Raw genomic sequence first — 24421 nt, forward strand, 5'->3', positions numbered from 1 at the left:
GATAGACTTCAAGAGTCAAGATGACAACATTGCTATCGCCTTGAGTGATACCGGCATGGCGTTCCAGTTAGCTCAGCAGTTAAATATCGGTCAAAGCATTACTATCGGCAAGGATGGGCCCAGTATCACCGCAGCCGGCATCAATATGTCGGAAAAAACCATCACTAATCTGGCCAAGGGCAGTCAAGATGGTGATGCGGTTAATATGGCGCAGTTCAAGGAGATTTCAAAAACCGCCAATTATGGCTGGAGCATCAGCGCCAATGGTAAAGCAAGCACAAACGTAAATTCCGGAACATCAGTAGACTTCAGCAGTAAAGGGGACAACATCAGCATTACCCCCAATGCGAATGGTCTAGCCTTCGAGTTAAGCAAAGACCTTAATCTAGGCCAAGACGGCAGCCTTACAGTAGGTAACACCGCCCTCAACAACGAGGGTCTTACTGTTCAAGATAGTGCCAGTAACAAAACCTCAACCACCGCATGGGGGACTACAGTCAGCAACGCAGCAGGGGACAAGACCTCGGTCGGTGCGGGTTCAATCACTGTGGCTGATGCAAAAGGAAACACCACCTCTATCGGGAGCACGCTACTGACAGTCGGCGGTGCCCATCCTGTTAACATCAATGGAGAAACCGGTCGAATTGGGGGCCTAAGTAACAAGACATGGAACCCAGATGACTACACCAGCGGCCAAGCCGCAACAGAAGACCAGCTCAAGCACGTAAGCGATATCGCCCGTTCAGGCTGGACGGCCACCGACTCTGGTGACAATAGTTCCACTATCGGCCCCAAAGGAATAATAACGTTCGTTGGCGATGACAACATTGCCCTGGAACAGACCGGAACGGATAACAAAGCGAAAATTGAGGTGAAACTGAACAAGGATCTTGATCTAGGGACAGATGGCAGCGTAAAAACCGCAGGCACCTTAATTAATAGCGCCGGCCTTACCGTAGGGGAAAATGTACAACTAGGAAGCATTGGTCTCATTATTACTAATGGCCCCAGTATGACTACGGCCGGGATCCATGCTGGCGGCATGCGCATCAGTCAAGTAGCCGCAGGTATAAGCGCAACCGATGCGGTTAATTATGGTCAGCTTCAGCCCCTAGAGTCATTTATACCATTGGATGGGAAAGGTTCTTTTGCCTACAACGGTGGCCAACACTCCACATTAAAAGAGGTGCTCGATAGCTTACATTGGAACGTTGAGGCGCCAGCTGAAGGTGGTTCAGGCGGTTCTAATGGGTCTGGACTGCCAGGGGGAGGCAACAGCAGCTCCGGTCAAAATAGCTCTATTCACAATGGCAATGCTGTCGGCTTTGTACAAGGTGACAACATCGTTATTTCCAAGACCGATAAGGTTAATGACGCCGGGCAAGTTGTTGGTGCCGACATAAAAGTCGCAGTAGCTCAAGATATAAAAGTGAACGCCGTAAAAGCTAACGAAATTCAAATTAATAATGGCGGCCCCATTATTAACGAACAGGGTATCGATATGTCTGGCAAACGTATTGCCAATGTCGCTGCAGGCGTCAACGAAACGGATGCAGTCAATGTACGGCAATTACAAGAGGCAACCGGTGGCCTACAAAACCAAGTCAGCCATATTCGACAAGACGTACACCGCTTAGACAATAGGTTGAGTGCCGGTGTGGCAGCTGCTATGGCAACGGCTTCACTACCACAAGCCTATTTACCAGGTAAAAACATGATGTCCATGGCTGGAGGCACTTGGCGTGGAGAATCAGGGATGGCTATCGGTTTCTCGGGTATTACAGAAAATGGGAGATGGATTTACAAGCTGTCTGGAAACTCAACCTCTCGTGGCGACTATGGCGGTGCAGTAGGCGTCGGCTATCAGTGGTAAGTTAGAAATCATTAAAAAATGCATCGGTGGGTTCCACCGATGCATAACCTACGTAGTACCTATCTCCCTCTCACCGACATGCCAATAGTCAATCTTCAGGCCAACGGAATAGTCGAGGCATCAGCCTCAGTCTAATCACTCAAAAAATAAGCACTCGTTAGAAACGAATCACACCTTACATTCTTGTATATACAGTAGATACTTTTAGTATATACCCGCCGCGCTATAGTGGAATGTACTCTTAGCTTACAAACACCTTTACTTTGGCTCTTTCTGGTGCTTTAGTAAGCACAGCTTTTTGCCGCTAACTTGAGTACCCTATTCGCTCAGCCAACCCATACACTCACACATGGAGGAAAAATGAAAATTGTAGTTCTAGAGTCTCTGGGAATTAGTGATAAAGAATTCAATACCATAACGCAACCCTTAACTGACGATGGCCATGAGTTAGTAGTGCACAAAGATGGCAAATCGGATGTTGAGACGCTTAAATCAAGAGTAAAAGACGCTGAAGTGTTAGTGCTTGCGAATATGCCACTGAAAGCGGAAGTCATAGCAGCCGCAGAAAAGCTGCAATATATTTCTGTCGCCTTCACCGGTTACGATCATATTGATTTAGATAAATGCAAAGAAAAAGGCATTAAGGTCTCTAATGCTGCCGGTTACAGCACTAACTCCGTCGCCGAGCTTACCTTTGGACTCATCATCTCCCTGCTGCGTAGCGTCGTGCCTTTAGAGAAAATAGTGAGGGAAGGCGGTACCAAACAAGGCTATCGACAAACAGACCTAAAAGGCAAAACAGTAGGTGTTGTAGGCACGGGAGACATCGGCGGCACTGTCGCTGAGTTAGCCTTAGCCTTTGGCTGTAAAGTAATCGCGTACAATCGCAGTGAAAAACCAGAGCTCATCAAAAAAGGCGTAGTGTATACAACATTGGACGAGCTTTTACAGCAAAGCGATATCGTCACTATTCACACGCCGTTAACAGCCGAAACCAAGGGTTTAATTAACCAAGAAAAACTGGAGTTAATGAAATCCAGTGCAGTATTAATTAATACTGCCGTAGGCCCCATTGTTGATAATGCTGCCTTGGCACAAGCTCTACATAACGGCACCATCGCCGGTGCTGGCCTAGACAGAGTAGACATGGAACCACCAGTGCCTGCTGACTACCCTATCTTGGCTGCTCCAAACACCGTTCTTGTACCACACATTGGCTTTGCAACCGAAGAAGCCATGATAAGAAGAGCCAACATCACGTTTACTAACATTAGTAAATGGAAAGCTGGGGCTCAAGAAAACGTGATTCTTTAACCGCTCAGACGGTTCTAGGAAGTTTTTGGCACTGTCTGAGTTTTAAAAACGTAGATGCCTTAACGTTATTGCTCCCTGAAACCGTCTTGTCATCCACTTAAAAAATAAAAAAACGCTCGGTCATGCTTAATCGCCGAGCGTTGGTAATGACTTACCTGTTTAAACAGATATAACGCTATTCCATTAAACCGCACAAACAGGCAAGGTGAGCAAAAGTGCTATCAGATCAGCCTCGCGGTTCGTGCGTGTTTTTTGAAAGATATTTCGCTTGTGAAAAGCCACGGTGGTTAGTGAAATATCAAACGCTGCGGCAATCTCGCTGGATCGTAAGCCTTGGGAAAAAGCTGAAGCAATTTTTGCTTCCGTTGGAGTCAGTTGGAATAAAGCGCCTAGATGTCGGATGAAAAGAACTTCATTGCGGTTTCCACCCGAAACAAATAAGGCCACCACCGGATCACTTGGCATGGCATTCGCCTGCACAAGCGAACACACCGACACTAACAAATCACGCTCACCCTGCGCATGGGCGATAGACAAGAGCTCTACCTGTTCTTGTCCTAGTAAGCTGGACTCCACCGCAGCTGCAATGACGGCATGCTTTCTTAATACCGAACTAGGGCAAGTCGGCCACAGTATGCGCGATAAGTCCGGATAAACCCCAGTCGCCTCTAGTTGCAGTACGGCTGGATTAGCCAAAATCACGTTAGCCGCGCTGTTTAGCAAAATGATGCCGGTCCCGACCATATCTAACGTGCGCACTACTCCTTGGTACAGCCTTTCTGCCATATCGCTCGTCTGCGCTAAAGACTGACTGGCAGGTATCCCAGCCGACAAACTTTGCACCCGCCTCATCTGTCGAATCCGAGCGGCGATGGTGGCCAACATCAAATCAAAATTGATCGGCTTAACTAAGTAGTCGTCTGCCCCAGCATATTTGCCTCGGGTGATTTGTCCGGATCCGTCCTGTGCAGAGAGAAACACAAACGGCACCTCAGACAAGTCAGGTCGATTTTCACGTATCTCACGCAGTAACGCATAACCATCCATGCCAGGCATAGCAATATCACACAGGATTAGGTCGGGACAAGTGTGTTCAAGAAGCGCCCACGCCTCTTTACCATTCCCCGCTTGAATCACTACGTAGCCCACATCCTCAAGTTCTTCGACTAACACCTCGCGTAAGTCCGGCTCATCTTCAACACATAAGATAGTGCCTATGCCTTTTGGTGGATTGCCTACAAAGCCAAGTTGTTCATTAGAGGCCTTCACTTTGTGCTCCCCCATCACTTTTCTGCTTCCAAACCTGATCCGCTACTTGAAGGCTTAAGACAAAAATAGAACCCTCACCTAGCTCAGAAAACACGTCTACTTTACCCTCTTGTAAAGAGGCCAACTCCGAGGCGATATGTAGGCCGATACCTGTTCCAACTACGCTAGAAGCATCCCAGGCTCGAAAGTAGCGTTTAAAAATATGCTCCATATCCTCATTGGAAATGCCCCGCCCTTGGTCACACACTAAACACTGCACCCACTCGCCCTTACGGCGTAAAATAACGCTGATCTCAGTATTGCTGTCCGAGTACTTCACTGCATTACTCAGAAAATTCTCCAGTATTTGCGCCGTTAGAACGGGATCACAGCGCACCAGCACCTCCGTGCCCGCCTCGTTAATCAGATAAATGCGCCGCAGAGGCGTAAGCATGCGTTGTTCAGCAATCGCTTGTTGCGCCAAGTCCACCAGTGAATAAGTTCTTATCCTAGCTTGCACCTGTTCCAGGAAGCGATCCGCATTCAAGATAGAGTCGATTAAGTCGGTCAGGCGCTTTGTTGCCGCTCGCACTTTCTCTGCCCGACGTGCGATTTCATCGCCCCCCATGCGGCTGCCGGCGCGCACCAGCCGCTGCATGCTGGCATCAATCACCGCCAAGGGATTGCGGAATTGATGCGACACCATCTCACCGAAACTACGATAAAGGTCGCTGATTTTACGCTCATGCTCCAGGCGCTTACTAAGCTCCAATTCGCGCCGTTTAGCATGTTCAATTTCTCGCGTTTTGCGTAGCGCATAGAGCAATTGCACCACAATAAACACACTACATACCCAAACACCTGCCATCAAAAAAAGCAGTAATAAGACCCGATTGCGATATCGATCAAGCTGCTCACCGGAGGCCTCCCATTGGGCCGCCATGGTTTTGCCTGCGATACGCGACAACATGGCATCAAAAGATTGCAGCTCATCGATCAAACGCCGCACCATTTCCTTGTCCACGCTGCCATCAAGCAAGCCCTTAAAGGACTTTAGAGCTTGTGTATGTGCGAGAATCTCCTCATACCCATCAATGCTTTGTAACGCTTGAAGCTGAAGCCCTTCATTCAGCAGTTGTAAACGACTCAGCAACATTCGGTACCTAAACTGCACGTCAGGCAGTAGCTCCTCGTTCAGCTCGGTTTGCTCTAGTACCCTGCCCAACATCATGCTTTCAAGATGTGATTGATAAACCACCCAAGTAATATTGGCATGAGTATTGTTACGCATTTCACGCTGAATATCTGCCAAACGTATAAGCGTAATAGTAAGCAACACGACCAGCGCTACAGTGGTTAGGATGGGTAAAACATAGCCAACAACCTTAGAGTTTACTCGTCCCATGTTGCTGCGCTTTATTTAACCGTGAGCTGTTTTAGCTGCCACACCCAGCGATAGTCGTAACGGATATCCTGTAGCTTTCGATGGGAATCACGTGGATAAACGATCCATAAGGGCCCCTTATCAGAGAGCTCTAATTGCTTCCCGTCCATGTGTGTCGCCATCAGCACCTCATAGTCAAAAAAATCATCCATGGGTATATGAACGGTGTAGCCATTATGCGCTTGTGCTTCTAGGTAAGTACCGTGAGCACCCACCAGATCTAGCACATGACGCACAAGAACCCCATCGAAACGCTTGACCCCATCAGTGGCCACGGTAGAAGTATGAATAGTGTGTTGAGGCAAGTGCTGGAGGTGCTCGGCGTCTAGATGCGCCGAGTGGTCGCCTTGATTGGTGTACTTAATAGCGCCTGTTATAAGCAAAAGAACCTCTTGCTTTGCAGGCGCCAACACATCCACCTCACTTACCATATCAGCTCGCACTTTCTGCCCCCCAACACACAACACCAAAGCCAACCAACATAACTTGGCTTGAGTGATCAAGCGGTACCTATTAAGTCGCGTGCTAGAGTGCTGCATGATTCCTCACTTCCCATGTTAGCTAAGTAGGTTTTTAATAAATCAACACTACAGGTGTAGATACCCCCTTGCACAAAGCGCAAATGGTGCAGTAAAGAGCTCCACTACCCAGCTTAACAAACATAAGCTCTCGTCTCCATCGTCAATAGCAAGGCTTTACCCTTAGACAAAACCTTCAATCATGTTGCGTCTCCCGGCAAAGGACAGCCTAACTGCCAAGAGACGTACATGAGTGACCTAGAAACGCGTTCTCAAACTCAGGTTGCCCGTATGCTCGGTAAAACCGCTGCCGGCCTGCCCTTCGTAGCTCAGCCCTATAGAGGTATTGCGTCCTACCTGCACTTCTGCGCCTAGATCAAAGACAGCAGCATTTTTGATCATAGGGGCACCAACAACACCAAAGGTACTGCTATTACCCTGAATAAAGGACAAGCTTGCCTTGGGCTGACGGTCTCCAAACGCATGTCGCCACCCCAGCCCACCACGCAGTTTCACGGCCGTAGTCCCCATATCGACAGAAGTAGCCGCACGCACACCCACTGTGCTAAGCGTCACATCATCGGTATGACTCTTACCTTTCAGTGCCGCCGCCCCGCCACTTTCGCTAAACCCGTCGCTACGATGCGACAGCCAGGTCAAGCCCAGATAAGGCTCCACCATACTGCGATCACTGACAGCCATGCTATAGCCTAGCTCACCGAACAACTGTGTAGTACGTGCATCGTAACTAGCTTTCAAAGACTGCTGCCCCCCTAGCTCTACATGGCGGCGGCTATCTATATCATGCCAAATATGTGCTACACCTGCTTTCAAATTCAAGGAATTACTATGGTAAAGCCAGCTCTTCCCCGCGTACAAAGCTAAACTGTAGCTATCGATATCGGCGCTAGAATCGCGAGCATTCAGCTTTACCTTGCTGTCCGTATAAGCAAAAGCACCCCCTACCCTCCAGTCTGACTCTAGCAATGCCTCGGCACCCAGCGCAATGCTGTTCGTCTTGTTTTTACGTTCAGCAGTATTGCTATCACCCTTAGTTTTTTGGTCACCATGCGTGTAGCTCAACCATAGCGGATAGCCGCTATCCGTTAACGGCGCCGACCCAGCCGAATGATCTCCCAAGCGTCCCAAAATAGCATTCGATAACCACGTACTATTGCTCATCAAAGCAACCCGCGTACTAGGATGGATTTCACCCGACAACTGATCGAATGCGGCGCTAGGTTTTACAGACAAGAAAGCGGCATCGACGGCTGCATTTAACCCAGCAACAGACAATGCCCCGTCAGAAGTGGCCCGCTGGTTGGCGGTAAGATTAGCTTGCTGCAACGCTTGGTTGTTCACCGCCAACGCCATGGTGACCAAGTTGGCCTGATAACTAGGCTTGATGATAATCAATTCGTTACCTTGCCAGCTAGCTTCAGTAAACTCGCCCGCTATTCCGCCTGCAGCCGTTAAAATAGTGTAGTCATGATCGAGCCGATATCCACCATTACCGTTCTCTTGCATAACGTGTAGGGCTGTTTGACTAATATCTGCCGCCCCAGGACCGGTAACATCAACACGATCAGCCTCACCCGCCGCGTTGACCTCTACTTCGTAGACGGTGCCATTACCCCAATTGATGGCGTTGGTCGTAATCACCCCTATAGAGTTGCCAGGGGCCACGCGTGCACCGTTAAGGGCATGCAAGGTACCACCAATGTTCCAGTTACCCGCCAAGGTAGACTGATCAATCTGCACATCCTCTAGCACGGTATTAGGTGCGGCAAATGAGCCCCCACTCAATGTTGAGCCATTGCTAAGCTCAATACCACGCACGTTCTGCACAGCCCCGGCATACTGGGCTTGATTCAGCGCAACGAAAGTGCCGCCAGTGGCAGTCAGGTCGGTCAAGCTACCTGCATCATCGGTAATGCTACCTGATACAGTGGCGCCATCACTAATAGTTAACTCAACCCGCCCTGTTTGAATACTGGTATCACGCTCTACCAATAATAGTGCGCCATTGTTCTCTGTCGCTACGACTCCGGCGCCTAAATCCATGCGCATCACACCGACATCACCTTGGAACGCCGTCAAAGTGGGACCGCCTGAGATGATTTTAGTGTGAGTTAACGCAACTTGAGCCCCTTCCACATCAGACTCTAGAACCACTCCCCCGCCCGATGACTCTAACGTCGTGCCACCCGATGTATTCAGCGTACCGCCAAACGCCGCAGCCAACGCGTACGTGCCGTCTCCGCCATCGACCTTCACATTCACACCATCCAAAGTGACTACAGAATCAGCGGCCAAAACTCCTAAAGCCTGCTGTTCAGCACTTACTTCAACACGGCTGGAGTTTAGGGTTACACTGCCTTCCAAGGCGGAGACTCCCGTCGCTCCTTTTTTACCCTCAACCTGAATCAATGAATCAGCTACCTGGCCTATCGCACTGTCCAAGAAACTTAAACCGGTCGCTCGCGCTTCGCCTGTAACCATAACAGTGGTATTACCCAAGGTGATTTCAGAGCCTACATTACCGGCACCTGCGCCTAGCGCCTCTCCTTGACCAGCATCAACCACCAATTGTGCATTCAAGAGGCTTACCGCGCTACCTGCCCCCGCGCTTAACCCTACTGCGTAACTACGATCGTCCAGTACGGTAGCCTCAAGGCTAGCACTTTCAACCTGCACCGACGCGCCGTTATTGACTTGCAGGGCGGTGGCGAGACTCTCAACCTCATTACTGCGGGCAGACAATGTTGTGGAACTGCCCTGAATCACTACGTCTTGTGACCCGCCAATATTGACGGCAGCGACACTGCCATCAGCGATAATGCTAATCTGACTATCAACAATACGTGCGTGAGTATCATTGTTGGAGCTCCAGCCCGTTCCCAAACCATTGACGGTAAGGTCCGTGTTTTCCACCGTGACGCTGGATGTGGAGCTAGAGATGCCAGACGTAGACCCACCGTCTCCCGTCACCTCGACGGTGCTATCACTAAGCTTTAGCTCTGAACCGGAATCTGCCACGATTCCCGTCGCAACCAAAGCAGCCTTGACGTCAATGTTGACCTCTGACAAGGTCATTGTTGAATCGCTTGCGTACACACCCGTAGCCCAGTTAGCATCTTCTGCCGCAATAATGGCTCGTGTGACATCTACCGTACTCTGTTGAGCAGTCAGCACTCTGGAGTCTTTGCCTTTGGCTTTGAAATCGGAGCTGTCAATCGAAACCAAGTCTTGTTCGAAGAATAAGGTTCGGGCCGTTTGGTCGGACACAGCACTGACCGTAACGTTACTCAACGTGACATCACTCTCAAGAGAACTAATACCATAAGCGAGATATTCAGAGGCGACACTAATCTGCGAACCGTCACTAATATTAACGTTACTCTCTCGAACCTCCACGCCTTGCGCCGTTCCAAAGGTGTAAACAGGACCCGTAGACTCTACATTCAAAGTTACACCGCTTAGCGACAGATCTCCGCCTAACCACGAACGAACTCCAGAAGCCCATTCGCCTGTACCGGCTACGTCAATCGTTGTTCCCTGCTCAAGGGTAAGCTGATTATCGCCCATTAAATTAATGCCGTACACATCATAGCCAGTCACAGCAATGCTGACATTATCCGACACGTTCAGATTGGACTCAGCATCAACCTGAATTCCCGTTGCCTTCTGCCCTTCAACGCTCAGGGCGGCATTACGCAGGTCCACAGAAATATCGCTGCTTGTGTTGATACCTACCGCTTCTGATTGAGTGTCAGTACCGCCTTGCACAGTAATGGTGATTCGCTTGTGGGCTTCATCCCCCGCGGTCGAATTACCCAAGTACATATGTCGTTTACCATCAGCAAACAGCGTAGCACCTTCTATATTGATGCCAGTGCTGCTGCGCCCTAAAGGGTCACCTTGGACATCAATATCAAAGTTCATCAGCGCGCCGCCCTGCAGGGTATAGCCACTACCGCTAGTAAAACGTATACCCGTTGCATCACTGCCGGCCACACCCGTCACAGCAATTTCATTGCGATCGGCCCCAGGAGAAATAAAATAAAGCTCCCCCCCATCGACATCAACGCCTATCGCGTTTTCACCGGCAACCTTGATGACGCTGCCGCCTGTAATATGGTTCCCCCCGCTGTTTAATTTGAGTCCCGCAGCCTGACTACCGCTGACATCAACTGTCGTACCTGAAAGATTGAAACTACCATTCGAAGGGCCGCCTTGCACGGTGACCCCCGAAACACCATCACCCGTCGCCGCAATCGAGGTGTCCCCTACACTAGCACGTGCTCCGGACTGTACATACACGCCATGCAGGTTCTCACCTTCAACCGCTATCACACCATCTTGCACATAAGCCCAGTCCTGTTCATCCGTACCTGCTTCCACCATGACAGCAGCATAAGGATCTGAGTTTGGCCTAGGGTTAACGCCTGGCAGCACTTTAAACGTCCCATTCCGGACAGTCGTAGAGCCAACCCCTGCTCCATCGTTTTTTATCGTCAGCGCATTGCCCCAATCGCCTATCTGAGCACTTACGTATTCATCACCTAAACCATAATCTAAAACAATCTGCGCCGCTACGGGTGTGCTCACACCAAAAACTAGCAATATACTCGCCGCCAAGGCGGTGATGGTGTACTGAGTCTGTCGAACAGTCTCTTGGGGTGGCGTGGCTGATCTCTCTGAGCGGGCACCGCTGCGCGACCTAGCACCAACTAAATCAGACACGACAACGAAAGCGCTCTTGGAGTGGCTCCATATAACTTTATGTATTTTGTTCACTGACCTAATCCCCTTTGAATGAATGACTGAATAGTAGTCATCCCTCTAAGGCCTGTCGCCATCCTTTAAGCTAGGAAAAGCTAAGGTTTTTGTAAGAAAAATTTGCTTTGTGTTATTTATTACTAACAAGCCACCCCCCTCCCCCTACAAACACATAGGGCAAGCGCGTAAAGCCTGCTAAGGCTTGCTTTCAGAGCCATCATTTACGTCGTACTATGTACCCTTAAATAAAACACTACATTCCGCCAAAGGGGGGGGGCTGGACTCGTGAAAAAAAAACTACTCGCTATAGCGCTACTTTATGGAACTGCTTCACTAACACATGCAACCAGCTCTGTTACGCTAATTGGTGTCATTGACACAGGCGTCGGCTACCAGTCTTTTAAAAACAAAGACAACGGGATTAAAGCCAGTTACAGCGGCCTATTTAATGGAGTCTGGTCAAGCAACTCGTGGGGGTTAAAAGCCACCGAAGATTTAGGGGATGGCTTAAGCGCGATCTTTAAGCTTGAAAGCGGCTTTAGTTCCTTAACCGGACAATCCTCGAGCGATCGTCTTCTTAAAACAACCATACTAGGCTTAGCCAGTAAAGATTGGGGCAGCGTTAAGTTCGGTCGCATGGGTAATGCAGTACAAAACTACGCCAGCTATACAGCAGGCCCTAGCGATGAAGAGAACCTCTCTGACATCACCAATACATTTAGTGCGGCGGGTTCTAATAAAGCCGATAACACGATTGTTTATCACTCCCCAAACTTCAATGGCTTAGATTTTGCGATTGGCTACTCATTTAACACCAATGGCCCACAAAGCTCCGACAATCGAAACAATACAAAACTTATCACGGCAGCTACTGGCTACAGCTCTGGGCCCTTAACCCTAGCCTTAGGTTACGACCGCCTACAATCAGCGGGGTGGGAAAAGAAGGTACATTCATGGATTGCAGTGGGTGGCTATACATGGGATAGCGTGCTCATTGGCGTAGCAGTAGGACAGGATATTAATGGTCGTCAGAACGGCTTTGGTTCCTATGTAGACTCGCCTGCCTTCACCAACTGGAACTCGGGTTATACCAAAGACTTCAAAACCACCAGCGTTACCCTGAATGCGACCGTTCCCGTCAATGCCGTGTCCAGCGCAATGGTAGGCTGGAGCATGTCGCGCGCCAGCAGTTCGTTTACCAATGCCTACAGTCTGGCTAGACGTCAACAAAACATTTACAGCGCCGGCTACACCTACAGCCTATCCAAGCGTACGTCGCTCTACGCTATCGGAGCCTATGCTACGGGCTTTGCTTTCCAAAACGTTCGCGGCCAACAAATGATAGTTGGTTTGGATCACAGTTTCTAACGGAGTAGGCAATGTCGAATGCAACTAATCATGGTTTTTCCCGCCGAGATTTCATCAAACTAGGTACTGTAGGGGGTATCACCCTGCTGCTCGGCCGTTTACCAATAGCGCAGGCGCTGGAGGTCAATTCTGGCCCTAGCTCTACCGATTGGATAGCAAGTAACGGCAAAGCCAAGTTCCGCTGGGACGCTGTCCGCAAGGTAACCGGCCAAAAGAATTTTGCCTTTGATTTTCGCTCCGAAGACTTGCCTGGTTGGCCCAAGCAGCAAGGCTATGCATTCATGCTTAAAGCCAGCAATGCAGAGCATCGCTTTGAAGGCATAGATCTTTCGATACTGGGTGATACCTTGCAGCCAGATAAGCTAGTGATGCAAAAAGACTTAGCCGACAAGGGTTTGGAAGCCCCCAACAGCATGGGAGCCGGCTTTTATGGTGAGCATATCTTGCTACCCCTAGGGGAAACGGCCCCGCTTTTAGGCCATCCCGTCGCCATTTTGTTCTACCAAGACTTCGACCGCTTCCAAGAAGCCAAGCGGACACTACAGTTTGATGCCAGCGTCGTGAAATATGGCGCATTTACTGGTACTAAACCCCCTGCCAACTACGGCGCCGGTCGTTTCGTGCGCATAGGCGGGGCTACGCCCCAAGACACCCCCGAGTTCGCGCCCTTTCAAAATGGTTCCATCAAAGGTGCTTTCCACGGCAACGAGGTAATCTGGCCTCCCTTTACACCGGATCGCGAGCTATTTGTGCCTGAAGTCATTAAAAGAAAACGCGGCAGCGGCTTTGAGGACTCCTTACACGCTTCTACCTTAGACCCAAGCATACCGGAACAAGCCATGGAGGCCGCCATGCTCATCGCTGAGGATATTAAACAGGCGCGCAGCAATCCAGACAAAATCGTCCTAGAACGGCACGGCTTTTCACAATCCATCGACCCATGCGCCATGGAGCCCGACAACTGCACCGCTTGGTACGACTCAGAAACTCGCAGCCTGCACATCATCACTGCCACTCAATCGCCAGCAGGTGTGGCCAGCGCAGCAGCGGCCATGGTGAAGGGCAATACTCAGGTGCCGGTCGAGCGCATTATCCTGCTAACGGGCTCTACCGTAGGCTATGGTTCTAAGGACTACTCTGTATTCCCCTACTACGCGATTGCAGCCTGCCTCTACAGCGGGGGCATACCTGTACGAGTCGCCAACAACCGGTACGAACAATTCCAACTGGGTATGAAGCGCCACTCCATTGAAATGGACGTTACTATCACGGCCGATCGTAAAACAGGCCAATTCGACATACTGAAAGGTTTTTATAATTGCAACGGCGGTGGCCGGGAAAACCTATCCGTCGCGGTATCTCACGTTGCAGCCCGAGGAGCTCAGTCCGTCTACTATTTCCCTAAATCCGACTTAGCAACCGTCGCAATGGCGACGCAAGCGGTGGAAGCAGGCTCCATGCGCGGCTTTGGTTCACTGCAATCGATGACGATCACCGAAGTGATGGTAGACGAAATCGCGCAAGAGTTGGCCATCGACCCCATAGAACTGCGTCGTCGCAACGCCTTACGTGAGGGTTGGCAAAATACGCAAGGCGGCGTACAAGCCGGTGACCCCCGTATCATAGAAATGTTAGACTTGGCAGCCAGGCATCCTTTATGGACCAATCGCGACCAAGCTAAAGCACAGTTTGACACAGCCAACCCAGGAAAACGCTATGGCGTAGGCTTCGCCCAGGTGCAGCAAGTCTATGGCTCTAGCGGCGACCCCAGTATATTAGTGCTGGAATTCGACAGTAACGGTAAATTGACCATGCGGCATTGCGCTCAAGAAATCGGTACGGGCGCCACCACCGCGCAACAAGTCATGGTATGGCAGGCCTTAGGGAAGGCCCCCGACGAGGTTCAGTTCGGCGTCACCGAATTCCCCGAACTGCCGCTGACTAGTGCCTGGGCTGATCAAAAACTACAAGACGAGTTTTCTAAAAAAGACCCTTACTGGGTGCCGTCCGTCATCCCCGATATGAGCTCATCCTCCAGCGTGTACTACATTGGTTTTGCAACACGTCAAGCTGCCCGCTTTTTGCTCGAATACTCCTTATGGCCCGCAGCTCGGGCTATCTGGAGTCAAGGCGCTGGCGGGGGGCCAATATCTAGCTTTGATGTGCAATTTTCCGACCTACGTATCGGCGCCAACGGACTAGGCGGTGCAGGTATGAAGCCAATCCCTTTCGAACAGCTGGCTAAAAAGGCCCATGAAATGGGACTGATCGCAGGAGTTGCCGTGCATACTTTCAGCCGCTGGGAATGGGCTCGTGCAGACTTCGATATTCCAGGCGTAGGCTTACGCAATCTACCCATAGACGCCTTAGCCCTAAAGTACGGCGACGGTGCTCCAGAAGCGTTGAAAAAACGCATGACAACAGCCGGCTACGACTTTATTAAACGTAAAAGTGCCACTTACCCGCCCGCACAGCGAAGCAGCGCAGGTCCAACTACCTATACACCCGCCTCGTGCATCGTGGAGTTAAATGTCAACACCTTCACCGGGCAAGTAGAAGTGATGAACCATCACTCCCTTATGGATCCTGGTACCATCATCGTGCCTGAACTGGTCTCAGGACAATTACAAGGCGGCACGGCTATGGGCATAGGCCATGCCTTAATGGAAGAACTACCTCTGTATGAAGATGGCCCTGGCGATGGTACGTGGAACTTCAATCGCTACACCCTACCCCGCGCAAAAGATGTCGCCGTGTGGACGCAAACAGCTGATTACCTCCCTCCATTATCCGACACCTCACCCCCTAAAGGTATGGCTGAGCTTGGCATGATTCCTATCGTGGCCGCGATTAGTAATGCGATCACTCATGCTGTAGGCAAACGTTTTTACGACTTCCCCATTACGCCTGCAAAAATCAAGAAAGCGCTCGACTAACTATACGCCTTCACGACACCTCACAGAGTCATAAGCAGGCGACACCCCCCATAAAAAACACCCCATAGTTTGGCAAAATCACCAAACTATGGGGTGTCCTCGATCACGCAAACGTCTATATTTACTGAACCTGCTCAGTCAAATAAATAGCCACTATTTATCTGTAGTATTGACGCCATCTACAATGACGTGATGTGTGCTGCGCGCACGCGGGTGAATGAAAAAATGATCGATTGAAATACTGTGATGCTTAATATGTTCTAGTTGAACATTCGTTTTATTAGCAGTTTTATCGTGAATAGCGTACAGAATAAATGGAATCGCCACTACCACCACAAAGCTAATAAGCAAACTAATCACGTATACATCTTCACCGTCTGCACCAGGTAAACCACTTGGTGGCACAAACGAAATCACGAAAGCAAATAGGGAAACAATAAGCCCCGACAAAGCCACAATCACTTTGAATGTTTTACCACCAGGCACCGAGAATTCGCGTTTTTGTTCTGGCTGTTTACATACCAAATGTATGTAGCCCAAGAACAGCATGAAATAGCTACACAAATAAATAACCACAGTAAGAGACATAGCAATCAAGAACGACATGTTGCTGCCGCCACCGGTATTGGTAAATACCGTCAACGCTACCGTAGTGATGAATAACTGGCACATAACCAGTGCCACAGGCACACCATTTTTGTTCACACGACTTAACGCTTTAGGCAGTAAACCTTTTTGAGCCGTCACCAACATACCGCGCGAAGGGCCTACTATCCAAGAGGCTACTTCAGCCAATACCCCTAGCATCAACAGCGTAGCAACAATGCGAAATGCCCATTCCACACCTGGTCCGAATTGGCCCAGCAAGACCTCAAAAGCTTGCATTACGCCTGCGGACAAATTGATCTCAGAGTGTGGAATAACCGCCGCCACGGATAAACCACCTATGGAACTCAAGACAATCGCTGCAATCATCAGCAAAAAAATGGCCATCGGATAGTCACGACCGGGGTTCTTCATCTCGTTGACATGGGTGGCAGAAGCTTCAGCGCCCATATAGCTTAAAATAAAGGCAACGAAAACAACCAACGTACCCAGCTTAGTGAAGTCAGGGAAAAAGCTGGCAGCGTTCATCTCGATTTGCAATGGGGCGCCGCTGTTCAAATAGGTAATCGCCAATACAACCAAAATACCGGCGGGAAGCAAAATACCGGCAAAAAAACCAATTTTCGCAATTTTTGCCGTATATTTTGTGCCACCCAACTGGGTAAAAGCCAGAAACCACAAAATAAGCAAACCACCAATCGTTTTTAATACCGGATTAGTATTCAACTCTGGCCATTTCAAAATATAAGACAAGCACCCTAGTACAAAGTACAGCATGGGTATAAACCCAATGGCAATTTGCAGATAGCCAAATGAAATAGCGGCAAACCCCCAACGCTCACCCAGAGTATTAGACACCCATGCAAACACACCACCTTCCTGCCACCCTTCCACGGTAGCCATCTCGGCGGAACATAGTCCTAAGGGTATAAACCATAACAATCCACCCAACAGCAAGAAGAACACCAGGCTAAAACCGGATGTTGCAAAGGTGGGGTATTCATAAACAGCCATCACCATTGATGCAGTAATAGCGAAAAAACCAAGCATACTTAATTGGTTTTTTGCGTTAGATCCATTTACAGTAGCCATTATTTACTCACCCAAAGTATTGTTCACGAGCCTAGAGCAAAACAGCGCTAAAGGTTAATTGCAAAAATCAATCAGCGGCAGCTAACCCCATCCTCAGGTGTCAACGCCCAACAACAACTAGAGGCACAACTGGCCAACTAAATTGTCTACTGTTGACTCTGTGGCGGAGCGTAAAGTTAGGGAACAATGAGACCAAGTCTACCTAGGCATAAGTATCGTGATGTATCTCATTGATCACTCTGTTACTTTGCCTAGCTACCTTAACCTATATTTTAGGCTTATAAACAAATTTTACAAATTAACCTTACTGTCCAGTTGGCAGGCAATACTATAAAATATCCTCTGCCAGTCGCTTAGTCGAATAGGATCCGTCCCGACCGACTCTGAAGCAAAACGTGCAATGACAGTGTCCCTAGCAATATCCACATACAACCACTGCCCATATGACCCTATACCGGCTAGCAACGGCTCATTGCCAGCCCCTAATAAGTAAAAATTGCTACGGTAAGGCCCCTTAATCACCCCAGAACGTGGCCCTCTAGCCCACGCTTCTTTATCGCCATTAGCAAGCATATCTTGCAACCAACGCTTTGGTACGATCTGATGATTATTAAAACTCCCCATACACCGTATCATTTCTCCAACTCGTGCGAGATCCCGTAGGGTCATGGATATACCGCCTCCCGCCCTAGGCGCGGCGTAAACATCCAGTAATAAGCATGCCTCGTGCTCTGCCCCTAACGGATCCCAAAGCAACTCTTGAACTAACTCAACATAAGGGCGACCGCTTGCGCGCTCGAGTACCCATCCCAACACATCCGTATTCGCGGTCACATAATGAAATCTGTCACCATGCGCTCCCCCGCCATGCCCTATTTGCTGCAAGGCCTTTCTCAGGCCAATAACCTTCACATCCTCTCTTTTGGGCGTACCAGTTGTGGCGGACCTAAACTTCACTGAATCACCATTGGGATCAGCCAAGTCTTCGTTAAAAGCCAGACTCGTCGTCATATCCAGTAAATGACGAACCTTCGCGCTTCCAAAACCCGAGTGAGCCAGCTCAGGAATATAGTCAATGACGTTAGCCTGGTCACTTAAGCATTTTCTTTCTATTAAAATTCCTGCCACAAGAGCAGCGATAGACTTACTAATAGATTGGACTGTGTGCAGCGTATTACTTTTTAAAAAACCGTCATACCACTCCATGACGATTTTTCCTTTATGCAACACAATAAACCCGTTGGTGTTCTCCTCTCTTAATATAGTATCTAAAGGTCGCTCAACCCCTACTCGATTTAATAGTAAAACTTGGGCTAAGTCACTTGGACGCTCCAATAAGTGCGAGGGGCAAGAAGATCTAGTTAGACCTGCCGTCGGGAATAACTGCCTCATATTACAAAACCCCCACCGACTTTGCGGCGGCAGGCGCCAGTTTTCGGTGGTGACTTGTGCCTCCGGTTCAGGAGGGAAACCGTGCATCATTCGCATAATGAGTCTAATAAATTAAATAAAACAACCACTCAAACGGCATGCATCTGAGTGGCTACAGCGACTTACACCAACTGTATGGAACGATTAGTCAACAGTGACACCAGAGTCTTTTACCACCTGAGCCCAACGAGGCAGCTCCTCTTTGAGCAATTGTGCAAATTGCTCAGGCGTACCACCCAGAATATCCCCCCCTTCAACCTGAAGTTTTTCTATGACGTCGGGATGTTGCAGAGCCTTATTAAACTCTAAGTTAAGTGTTTCAACGATCGCTCTAGGGGTGCCCTTAGGAGCCAAAAAACCAAACCAAGTTACCGCATCAAAGTTCTCATAGCCTGACTCAGCTAGCGTGGGAGTATTAGGCAACTCGGTGGAACGGGAGGCCGAAGTAATGCCCAAAATCTTGATCGAGCCACGACGCTCATGACTCACTAAAGCTGACACACTCCCTAAGTAAATATCAATCCTTCCCCCTATCAGATCGACGATGGCCTGACCGGCGCCTTTATAAGGAATATTCTGCATTTCTACGCCCATTGCATTCTGAATCATGCCTCCCGTTAAATGCGACACCGTACCGCTACCAGGAAAGCCCATAGTGACTTGACCGGGCTTCTCTCGGGCCTCTTGAGCTAATTCCGCTAGGTTATTAAATCGTGACTCAGCCGATACTGCCACCACGATAGGCGAGGAGGCCACCAAAACAACCGGGTCAAAGCCCTCTATGGGGTCATAACTAAGATGGGTATACAAGCTTGGATTGACGGCCATGTTGCTGGTTTGACCCATTACTAAGGTATAGCCGTCAGGTTTTGCCTTAGCAGCAGCATCCACTCCTACACTGCCCCCTGCTCCGGCACGGTTCTCCACCACAAAGCTCCAACCATTCTTTTCATTCAGATGCTGGGTAACCGTACGCGTAATAATATCCGTACCCGCCCCCGCAGGAAAAGGAACAATGACTCGGATTGGCTTACTCGGAAAGTTGTCAGCAGCGAAGGCTATTGAACCAGTAAACGCCACCACCGCAGACAGCGCTACTCCCAGCAAAGTCCGGCGAGAATGCATAAAGTTGAACATGTGTTTGTCTCCTCATTAATTAACATGATGCAATGGGGAGTACTCTAATTCGACGTTTCATTATGCACAACAACCGACCGCTCGCCGGAACGCATTTCACCCAATGAACAAATTTGACTTATGACAGAGATGCTTGTTGTGCCCCCATCATCGCGCGTGACAAGCGTGACGCTGCACTTAAGACGACCTCCTTATGATGCTTCAAAAGCTCTTCGTTCAAACGCGACAAAGGCCCTGATATACAGACTGCGCCCAGCAACTTCCAGTTCACCGTATAAACGGGCGCGGAAATACTCGACACTTCTGGATCGCGTTCGCCTAGAGAGATCATGTAGCCATTGCGTCGAATACTTTCATACGGCTCGCCCGCCTCACCAGAAAAAGCCAGAATCACACGTCCTGGTCCTCCTAGATGCAATGGCAATGCAGCCCCCACGCGTACATGATGTCGTATTGACCTAGCTCCCTCCATTCTCGCCACGCAGATCCGTTGAGCGCCTTCACGCACATAAAAAGTGGCACTTTCCCCCGTCACGTCCGACAACTCCCGTAACAGAGGCTCCACCGCCTCATGCACACTAAAAGTGGCTTGATAACATGCTCCAAGCCACCCTGCCGCCCGGGCAAGACGCCATGTTCCATCAGGGCGCTGGGCTAAATAGTCATCCAAAGCCAGGGTTCGGGCTATGCGTAAGACGGTTGAACGGTGATAACCCGTCCGGCGGCTCAGCTCAGCCAATGACAAATGGGAATCCGTCAAGCCAAAAGCCTGCAAGATTTTCATGGCTCTTCGTACAGAAATAACCGCCCCATCGTCTGAATTCTCTATAAACTCCTCAGGCACTGTTCCACTCCTTGCTACATGTCTCGTCTAATGAAAGGCAATTGTACTATACGGAACATTATTTAAAAATAGCGTCATTATCCATCTCCTAGCAACTAGCCTGCCCCCACCCAACAGGGGGCTGTACTATCACTTTCTCTTGAGAGCCTTTAATGACCCAAGCTTCCGAAGTTATCCGTGACATTGAGCGTGTCAGCGTCGACGTTATTGAACAAGCATCAAAATATCAGGCTGCCATCTTAGCTGACGTGGCTGGGCGCCGAGGCACCATGCACGCTCGCATCGCACCAGTGCACCAAAACATGAAACTAGCAGGCCCAGCGTTTACTGTAGAAGTCCGCCCAGGTGACAATCTCATGATTCACGCTGCCATCGCCCTCGCCCGCCCTGGCGACATTCTCGTCATCGATGGAAAAGGAGACCAAACTGCCGCGCTGATGGGGACGTTAATGTTAAGTGCTTGTAAGCAAAAAGGTTTGGCTGGAGTAGTGGTCGATGGTGCGATTCGGGATCGGCTTGACATTCTTGCCCTAGATTTCCCTGTCTTCAGCGCAGGCTTTAACCCTGCTGGCCCGACCAAATGCGTCCCTGGACGGATCAATCACCCCATCTCAGCGGGCGGCGCCACTGTCTATCCCGGTGACTTAATCGTTGCCGATGCTGATGGTGTGGTAGTGATTGAACGCTCCAAAGCACCCTCCCTACTTCCTTTAGCGGCGAAAAAAGAAGCAGATGAGGCGGCTCGCATGCAAGCGATTGCCCTTGGCGACACCACCGCTACGTGGCTACCCGCGGCGCTACAAGCTGCTGGAGTGCTCCAAGCCGGAGAGACATTGTGAAACAAGGCAAGGTCCTCGTTACCGGCGCAGACCTAGCACAACAAGCCTGCGCTCTACTGGCTAACTATGACATCATCTATACGGGAAAAACGCCCACCCAAGAGAGTATTGTGGAGTTATGCAAACAGCATAATCCCGTAGCGATCATCGTTCGCTATAGCGGGGTCAACGCCGCCGCCATGGCAGCGGCACCTGCACTAAAGGTGATTTCCAAGCACGGCAGCGGTACCGATACCATCGATAAAGAAGCCGCCAAAACGCTGGGGATTGCGGTAGTTGCCGCATCTGGAGTCAATGCGACATCCGTGGCTGAACATACGTTAGCGTTATTGATGGCATGCGCCAAGTCAGTTCCGTATCTTAATCATCGCATGCACCAGGGCCATTGGGACAAAGCAACCCACAAGAACCTGGAGCTCAGCGGCTTGACTATCGGGCTAGTTGGGCTTGGGGCTATCGGGGTTCGTTTTGCGAAAATGGCTCACGCCATGGATATGCCGATCATTGGATTCGACCCGTATGCCAAGAACCTACCTTCTTACATACAGCAAGTGTCTCTTGAGGCCTTATGGAAAAAAGCAGACATCATTTCATTTCACTGTCCGCTTACCGAGAGCACCCATCATTTGCTTAATAAAACAACGCTGGCGCAGTGCAAGCCCGGGGTCATCATCATCAACACAGCTAGAGGTGGTTTGATCGATGAGGCGGCATTACTAGAAGCGATCAACAGCAAACATGTTAGCGGCGCGGGTTTAGATAGTTTCGAAACTGAACCTATGCCCCAGCAACATCCTTTCCATCAACAAGCAGCCATCGTGCTTAGCCCGCATATCGCAGGCGTGACGAATGCCGCCTATGAAAATATGGGTATTGCTGCTGCTAAGAATATCCTTACCGTGTTGAATCAAGAGCTCACCGCTAATAGCTACTAGCATACACGTCGCTTAAAACCATAAACTGGAGATACCAATGAAAACACGAACTTTATTGACGACTTTTACTGCCCTATTCCTGTCGTACAGTAGCGTTACACAAGCCGCGTTCCCTGAGCGGCCTATCACTATCGTCGTGCCTTACTCACCGGGTGGTGCTGCCGATACGGTAGCTCGACTCATAGCTAATGAACTAGGGGATAAACTAGCTACTAACGTAATTGTGGAAAACCGGCCTGGCGCCAGTGGCACGATTGGAGCCAATAACGTAGCGCGCGCCAAACCCGACGGATACACTATCTTGTACGATGCGACGCCCTATTCCATTAACCCGCATTTGTTTGCTAAGCTTCCATTCGACAATAAGGCACTTGAACCACTCTCACTCGTACTCTTAGCTGCCAATGCCTTGATCGTCAGAGATGACTCCCCTTATAAAGACGTCAACGATCTTATCGCAGATGCCAAGGCCAACCCAGGCAAGCTTAACTTTGCATCGGGAGGAAGTGGAACCGTACAACGGCTTGCCTCAGAACTATTCCGCCAAGAGCTTGATCTGGAAATGGAGCATATCCCTTATAAAAGCGGCGGGCCGGCAATTGTCGATGTATTAGGCGGACAAGTTGATTTTATGTTCGCCACTGTAGCAGCCAGCGCCCCTCTAGTGTCACCAGGCAAGCTTCGCGTCCTAGCGGTCTCTTCACCAGAACGTTCTGCTTTACTACCCGAAGTGGAGACAGTAAGTGAGACCGTTATCCCAGGCTATGAGGCCTATGAATGGAACGGCATGTTTGTACCTGCCGGAACGCCCGAGCAAGTGAAAGAAACCCTGCATGCCGCCATTGTGGAGGTGGTGAATGGTGAAAACATAAAGAAACGTCTATCAGACCTAGGTGCCCAATCCGTAGCCTCAACCCCGAATGAGTTCTCGCAGTTTTTAGAGGAACAGGACAAAAAATGGGCACAAGTAATTGAAGTAGGTAATATTAAGCTAGATTAAATGCTGCTGATCATAACCTCCCCTTTAGTCCATCTACAGTCTTAATCTTCGACACTGCACGCATCCACTCGGTGCGTGCCCCTATCCACTCTCTTGTTGCGGCTTGCTCTCTTCATGTTATACCCCTTCCCCCCACAAATACGCGAACTTGAGTGTTTCAGCGTCATGCCAGAACAGTTTCGTAGGCGCGAGCGTAGCGCTTGGGCCGAGGCTAATCGAGGCGGAGCCATCGTAGACTCGTTTCTTGAAGGCCCCGTCTTTGATAAAGCACACAATCTTTATGTGACTGATATTCCCTGGGGCCGAATTTTTTGTATTAATCCGCAAGGAATATGGTCTTTAGTCGCTGAGTACGATGGCGAACCAAATGGCATGAAGTTCTTAGACGACACAACCTTACTGATCACCGATTACAAAAATGGATTGATAAAGCTGGATATTCGTAATGGCTCCATCACCCCTTTGCTCGAAAGACGAAATAGTGAACGCTTCAAAGGCGTAAACGACCTAATTTTAGACTCAACGGGCAATATATATTTCACCGATCAAGGTCAAACCGGCCTACATGACCCAACTGGGCGCCTATACCGCTTGCGTCCCGATGGCCACCTTGATTTGCTGTTAAGTAATATTCCCAGCCCTAATGGCGTGGCACTGTGTGCCGATGAACAGGTTTTATACGTAGCCGTAACACGCGGCAATTGTGTTTGGCGAGTACCTCTGCTTAAAGATGGCAGCGTTTCCAAAGTTGGGCAGTTTTTCACTTCTTACGGCCCTAGCGGCCCGGATGGCCTGGCAGTAGACCAACAAGGCCGGCTGTTAATAGCCAATCCTGGTTTAGGCTATGTATGGGTACTTAACAAGCGCGCTGAACCTGAACTTATTTTGCGGGGTGATGCAGGGACGTCTCTGACTAACTTGGCTTTTGGGGGGCCGGACAATACCGAACTTTATATTACCGACTCAACCAACGGACGCATATTACGTACTCGAATGGAGGTAGCCGGACTCCCGCTCGCAAGAAGAGGCTAAATCCGGCGCTTTGGTAAATAAG

Annotated in this window: 16 protein-coding genes; 8 read left to right on the forward strand and 8 right to left on the reverse strand. The window is 49.7% G+C overall.

The window, feature by feature from the left end:
• Positions 1–1873 (forward strand): YadA family autotransporter adhesin (locus tag OSH01_RS11270; protein WP_266124209.1); only part of this gene is annotated, 1873 nt, incomplete at its 5' end.
• A 360-nt stretch (positions 1874–2233) separates the two neighbouring features.
• On the forward strand, positions 2234–3187 hold the full coding sequence (locus tag OSH01_RS11275) for an NAD(P)-dependent oxidoreductase (protein ID WP_266124210.1): 954 nt from the start codon (positions 2234–2236) through the stop codon (positions 3185–3187).
• 183 nt (positions 3188–3370) lie between these two features.
• On the opposite strand, the gene OSH01_RS11280 is transcribed toward OSH01_RS11275, so the two are convergent.
• From OSH01_RS11280 to OSH01_RS11295, 4 genes are all read right to left on the reverse strand, one after another.
• Positions 3371–4456 carry a response regulator gene (locus OSH01_RS11280; protein ID WP_266124211.1) on the reverse strand — a complete coding sequence of 362 codons (1086 nt, stop codon included), beginning with the start codon at positions 4454–4456 and terminating at the stop codon, positions 3371–3373.
• Entirely contained in the window at positions 4443–5840 is a 1398-nt protein-coding gene (locus tag OSH01_RS11285) for an ATP-binding protein (protein WP_266124212.1), read from the reverse strand. The genes OSH01_RS11280 and OSH01_RS11285 overlap by 14 nt, the downstream gene beginning before the upstream one ends.
• Before the next feature lie 11 nt (positions 5841–5851).
• Complete coding sequence (locus OSH01_RS11290) at positions 5852–6418, reverse strand: molybdopterin-dependent oxidoreductase (RefSeq protein ID WP_266124213.1); 567 nt, start codon at positions 6416–6418, stop codon at positions 5852–5854.
• Positions 6419–6655: 237 nt separating this feature from the next.
• A complete protein-coding gene (locus OSH01_RS11295) occupies positions 6656–11197 on the reverse strand; it encodes an autotransporter domain-containing protein (protein WP_266124214.1) in 4542 nt (1513 codons plus the stop codon).
• A 267-nt stretch (positions 11198–11464) separates the two neighbouring features.
• Between OSH01_RS11295 and OSH01_RS11300 the strand changes: the two genes are divergently transcribed.
• Both OSH01_RS11300 and OSH01_RS11305 read left to right on the forward strand, forming a co-directional pair.
• Positions 11465–12547, forward strand: a complete 1083-nt coding sequence (locus OSH01_RS11300; protein ID WP_266124215.1) for a porin — start codon at positions 11465–11467, stop codon at positions 12545–12547.
• An 11-nt stretch (positions 12548–12558) separates the two neighbouring features.
• Positions 12559–15483 carry a xanthine dehydrogenase family protein molybdopterin-binding subunit gene (locus OSH01_RS11305; RefSeq protein WP_266124216.1) on the forward strand — a complete coding sequence of 975 codons (2925 nt, stop codon included), beginning with the start codon at positions 12559–12561 and terminating at the stop codon, positions 15481–15483.
• A 153-nt stretch (positions 15484–15636) separates the two neighbouring features.
• On the opposite strand, the gene gadC is transcribed toward OSH01_RS11305, so the two are convergent.
• The 4 genes from gadC to OSH01_RS11325 form a co-directional block, all read right to left on the reverse strand.
• Positions 15637–17181: a glutamate:gamma-aminobutyrate antiporter gene (gene gadC / locus OSH01_RS11310; protein ID WP_266124217.1), complete on the reverse strand. Its 1545-nt coding sequence runs from the start codon at positions 17179–17181 to the stop codon at positions 15637–15639.
• Between the two features lie 291 nt (positions 17182–17472).
• Entirely contained in the window at positions 17473–18669 is a 1197-nt protein-coding gene (locus tag OSH01_RS11315; protein ID WP_266124218.1) for a serine hydrolase domain-containing protein, read from the reverse strand.
• 87 nt (positions 18670–18756) lie between these two features.
• Positions 18757–19749, reverse strand: a complete 993-nt coding sequence (locus OSH01_RS11320; protein ID WP_266124219.1) for a Bug family tripartite tricarboxylate transporter substrate binding protein — start codon at positions 19747–19749, stop codon at positions 18757–18759.
• A gap of 118 nt (positions 19750–19867) precedes the next feature.
• Positions 19868–20593: an IclR family transcriptional regulator gene (locus OSH01_RS11325; protein WP_266124220.1), complete on the reverse strand. Its 726-nt coding sequence runs from the start codon at positions 20591–20593 to the stop codon at positions 19868–19870.
• A 152-nt stretch (positions 20594–20745) separates the two neighbouring features.
• Here OSH01_RS11325 and OSH01_RS11330 point away from each other — a divergent pair, with 152 nt between their 5' ends.
• From OSH01_RS11330 to OSH01_RS11345, 4 genes are all read left to right on the forward strand, one after another.
• Complete coding sequence (locus OSH01_RS11330; RefSeq protein ID WP_266124221.1) at positions 20746–21432, forward strand: RraA family protein; 687 nt, start codon at positions 20746–20748, stop codon at positions 21430–21432.
• Positions 21429–22367, forward strand: a complete 939-nt coding sequence (locus tag OSH01_RS11335; RefSeq protein WP_266124222.1) for a hydroxyacid dehydrogenase — start codon at positions 21429–21431, stop codon at positions 22365–22367. The genes OSH01_RS11330 and OSH01_RS11335 overlap by 4 nt, the downstream gene beginning before the upstream one ends.
• Positions 22368–22404: 37 nt before the next feature.
• Positions 22405–23367 carry a Bug family tripartite tricarboxylate transporter substrate binding protein gene (locus OSH01_RS11340; RefSeq protein ID WP_266124223.1) on the forward strand — a complete coding sequence of 321 codons (963 nt, stop codon included), beginning with the start codon at positions 22405–22407 and terminating at the stop codon, positions 23365–23367.
• Between the two features lie 114 nt (positions 23368–23481).
• Positions 23482–24399 (forward strand): SMP-30/gluconolactonase/LRE family protein, encoded by a 918-nt coding sequence (locus OSH01_RS11345; RefSeq protein ID WP_266124224.1) that lies wholly within the window; start codon positions 23482–23484, stop codon positions 24397–24399.
• Positions 24400–24421 lie beyond the last annotated feature (22 nt).

Source organism: Alcaligenes endophyticus (assembly GCF_026344035.1).
Classification (GTDB): Bacteria; Pseudomonadota; Gammaproteobacteria; order Burkholderiales; family Burkholderiaceae_B; genus Alcaligenes; species Alcaligenes endophyticus.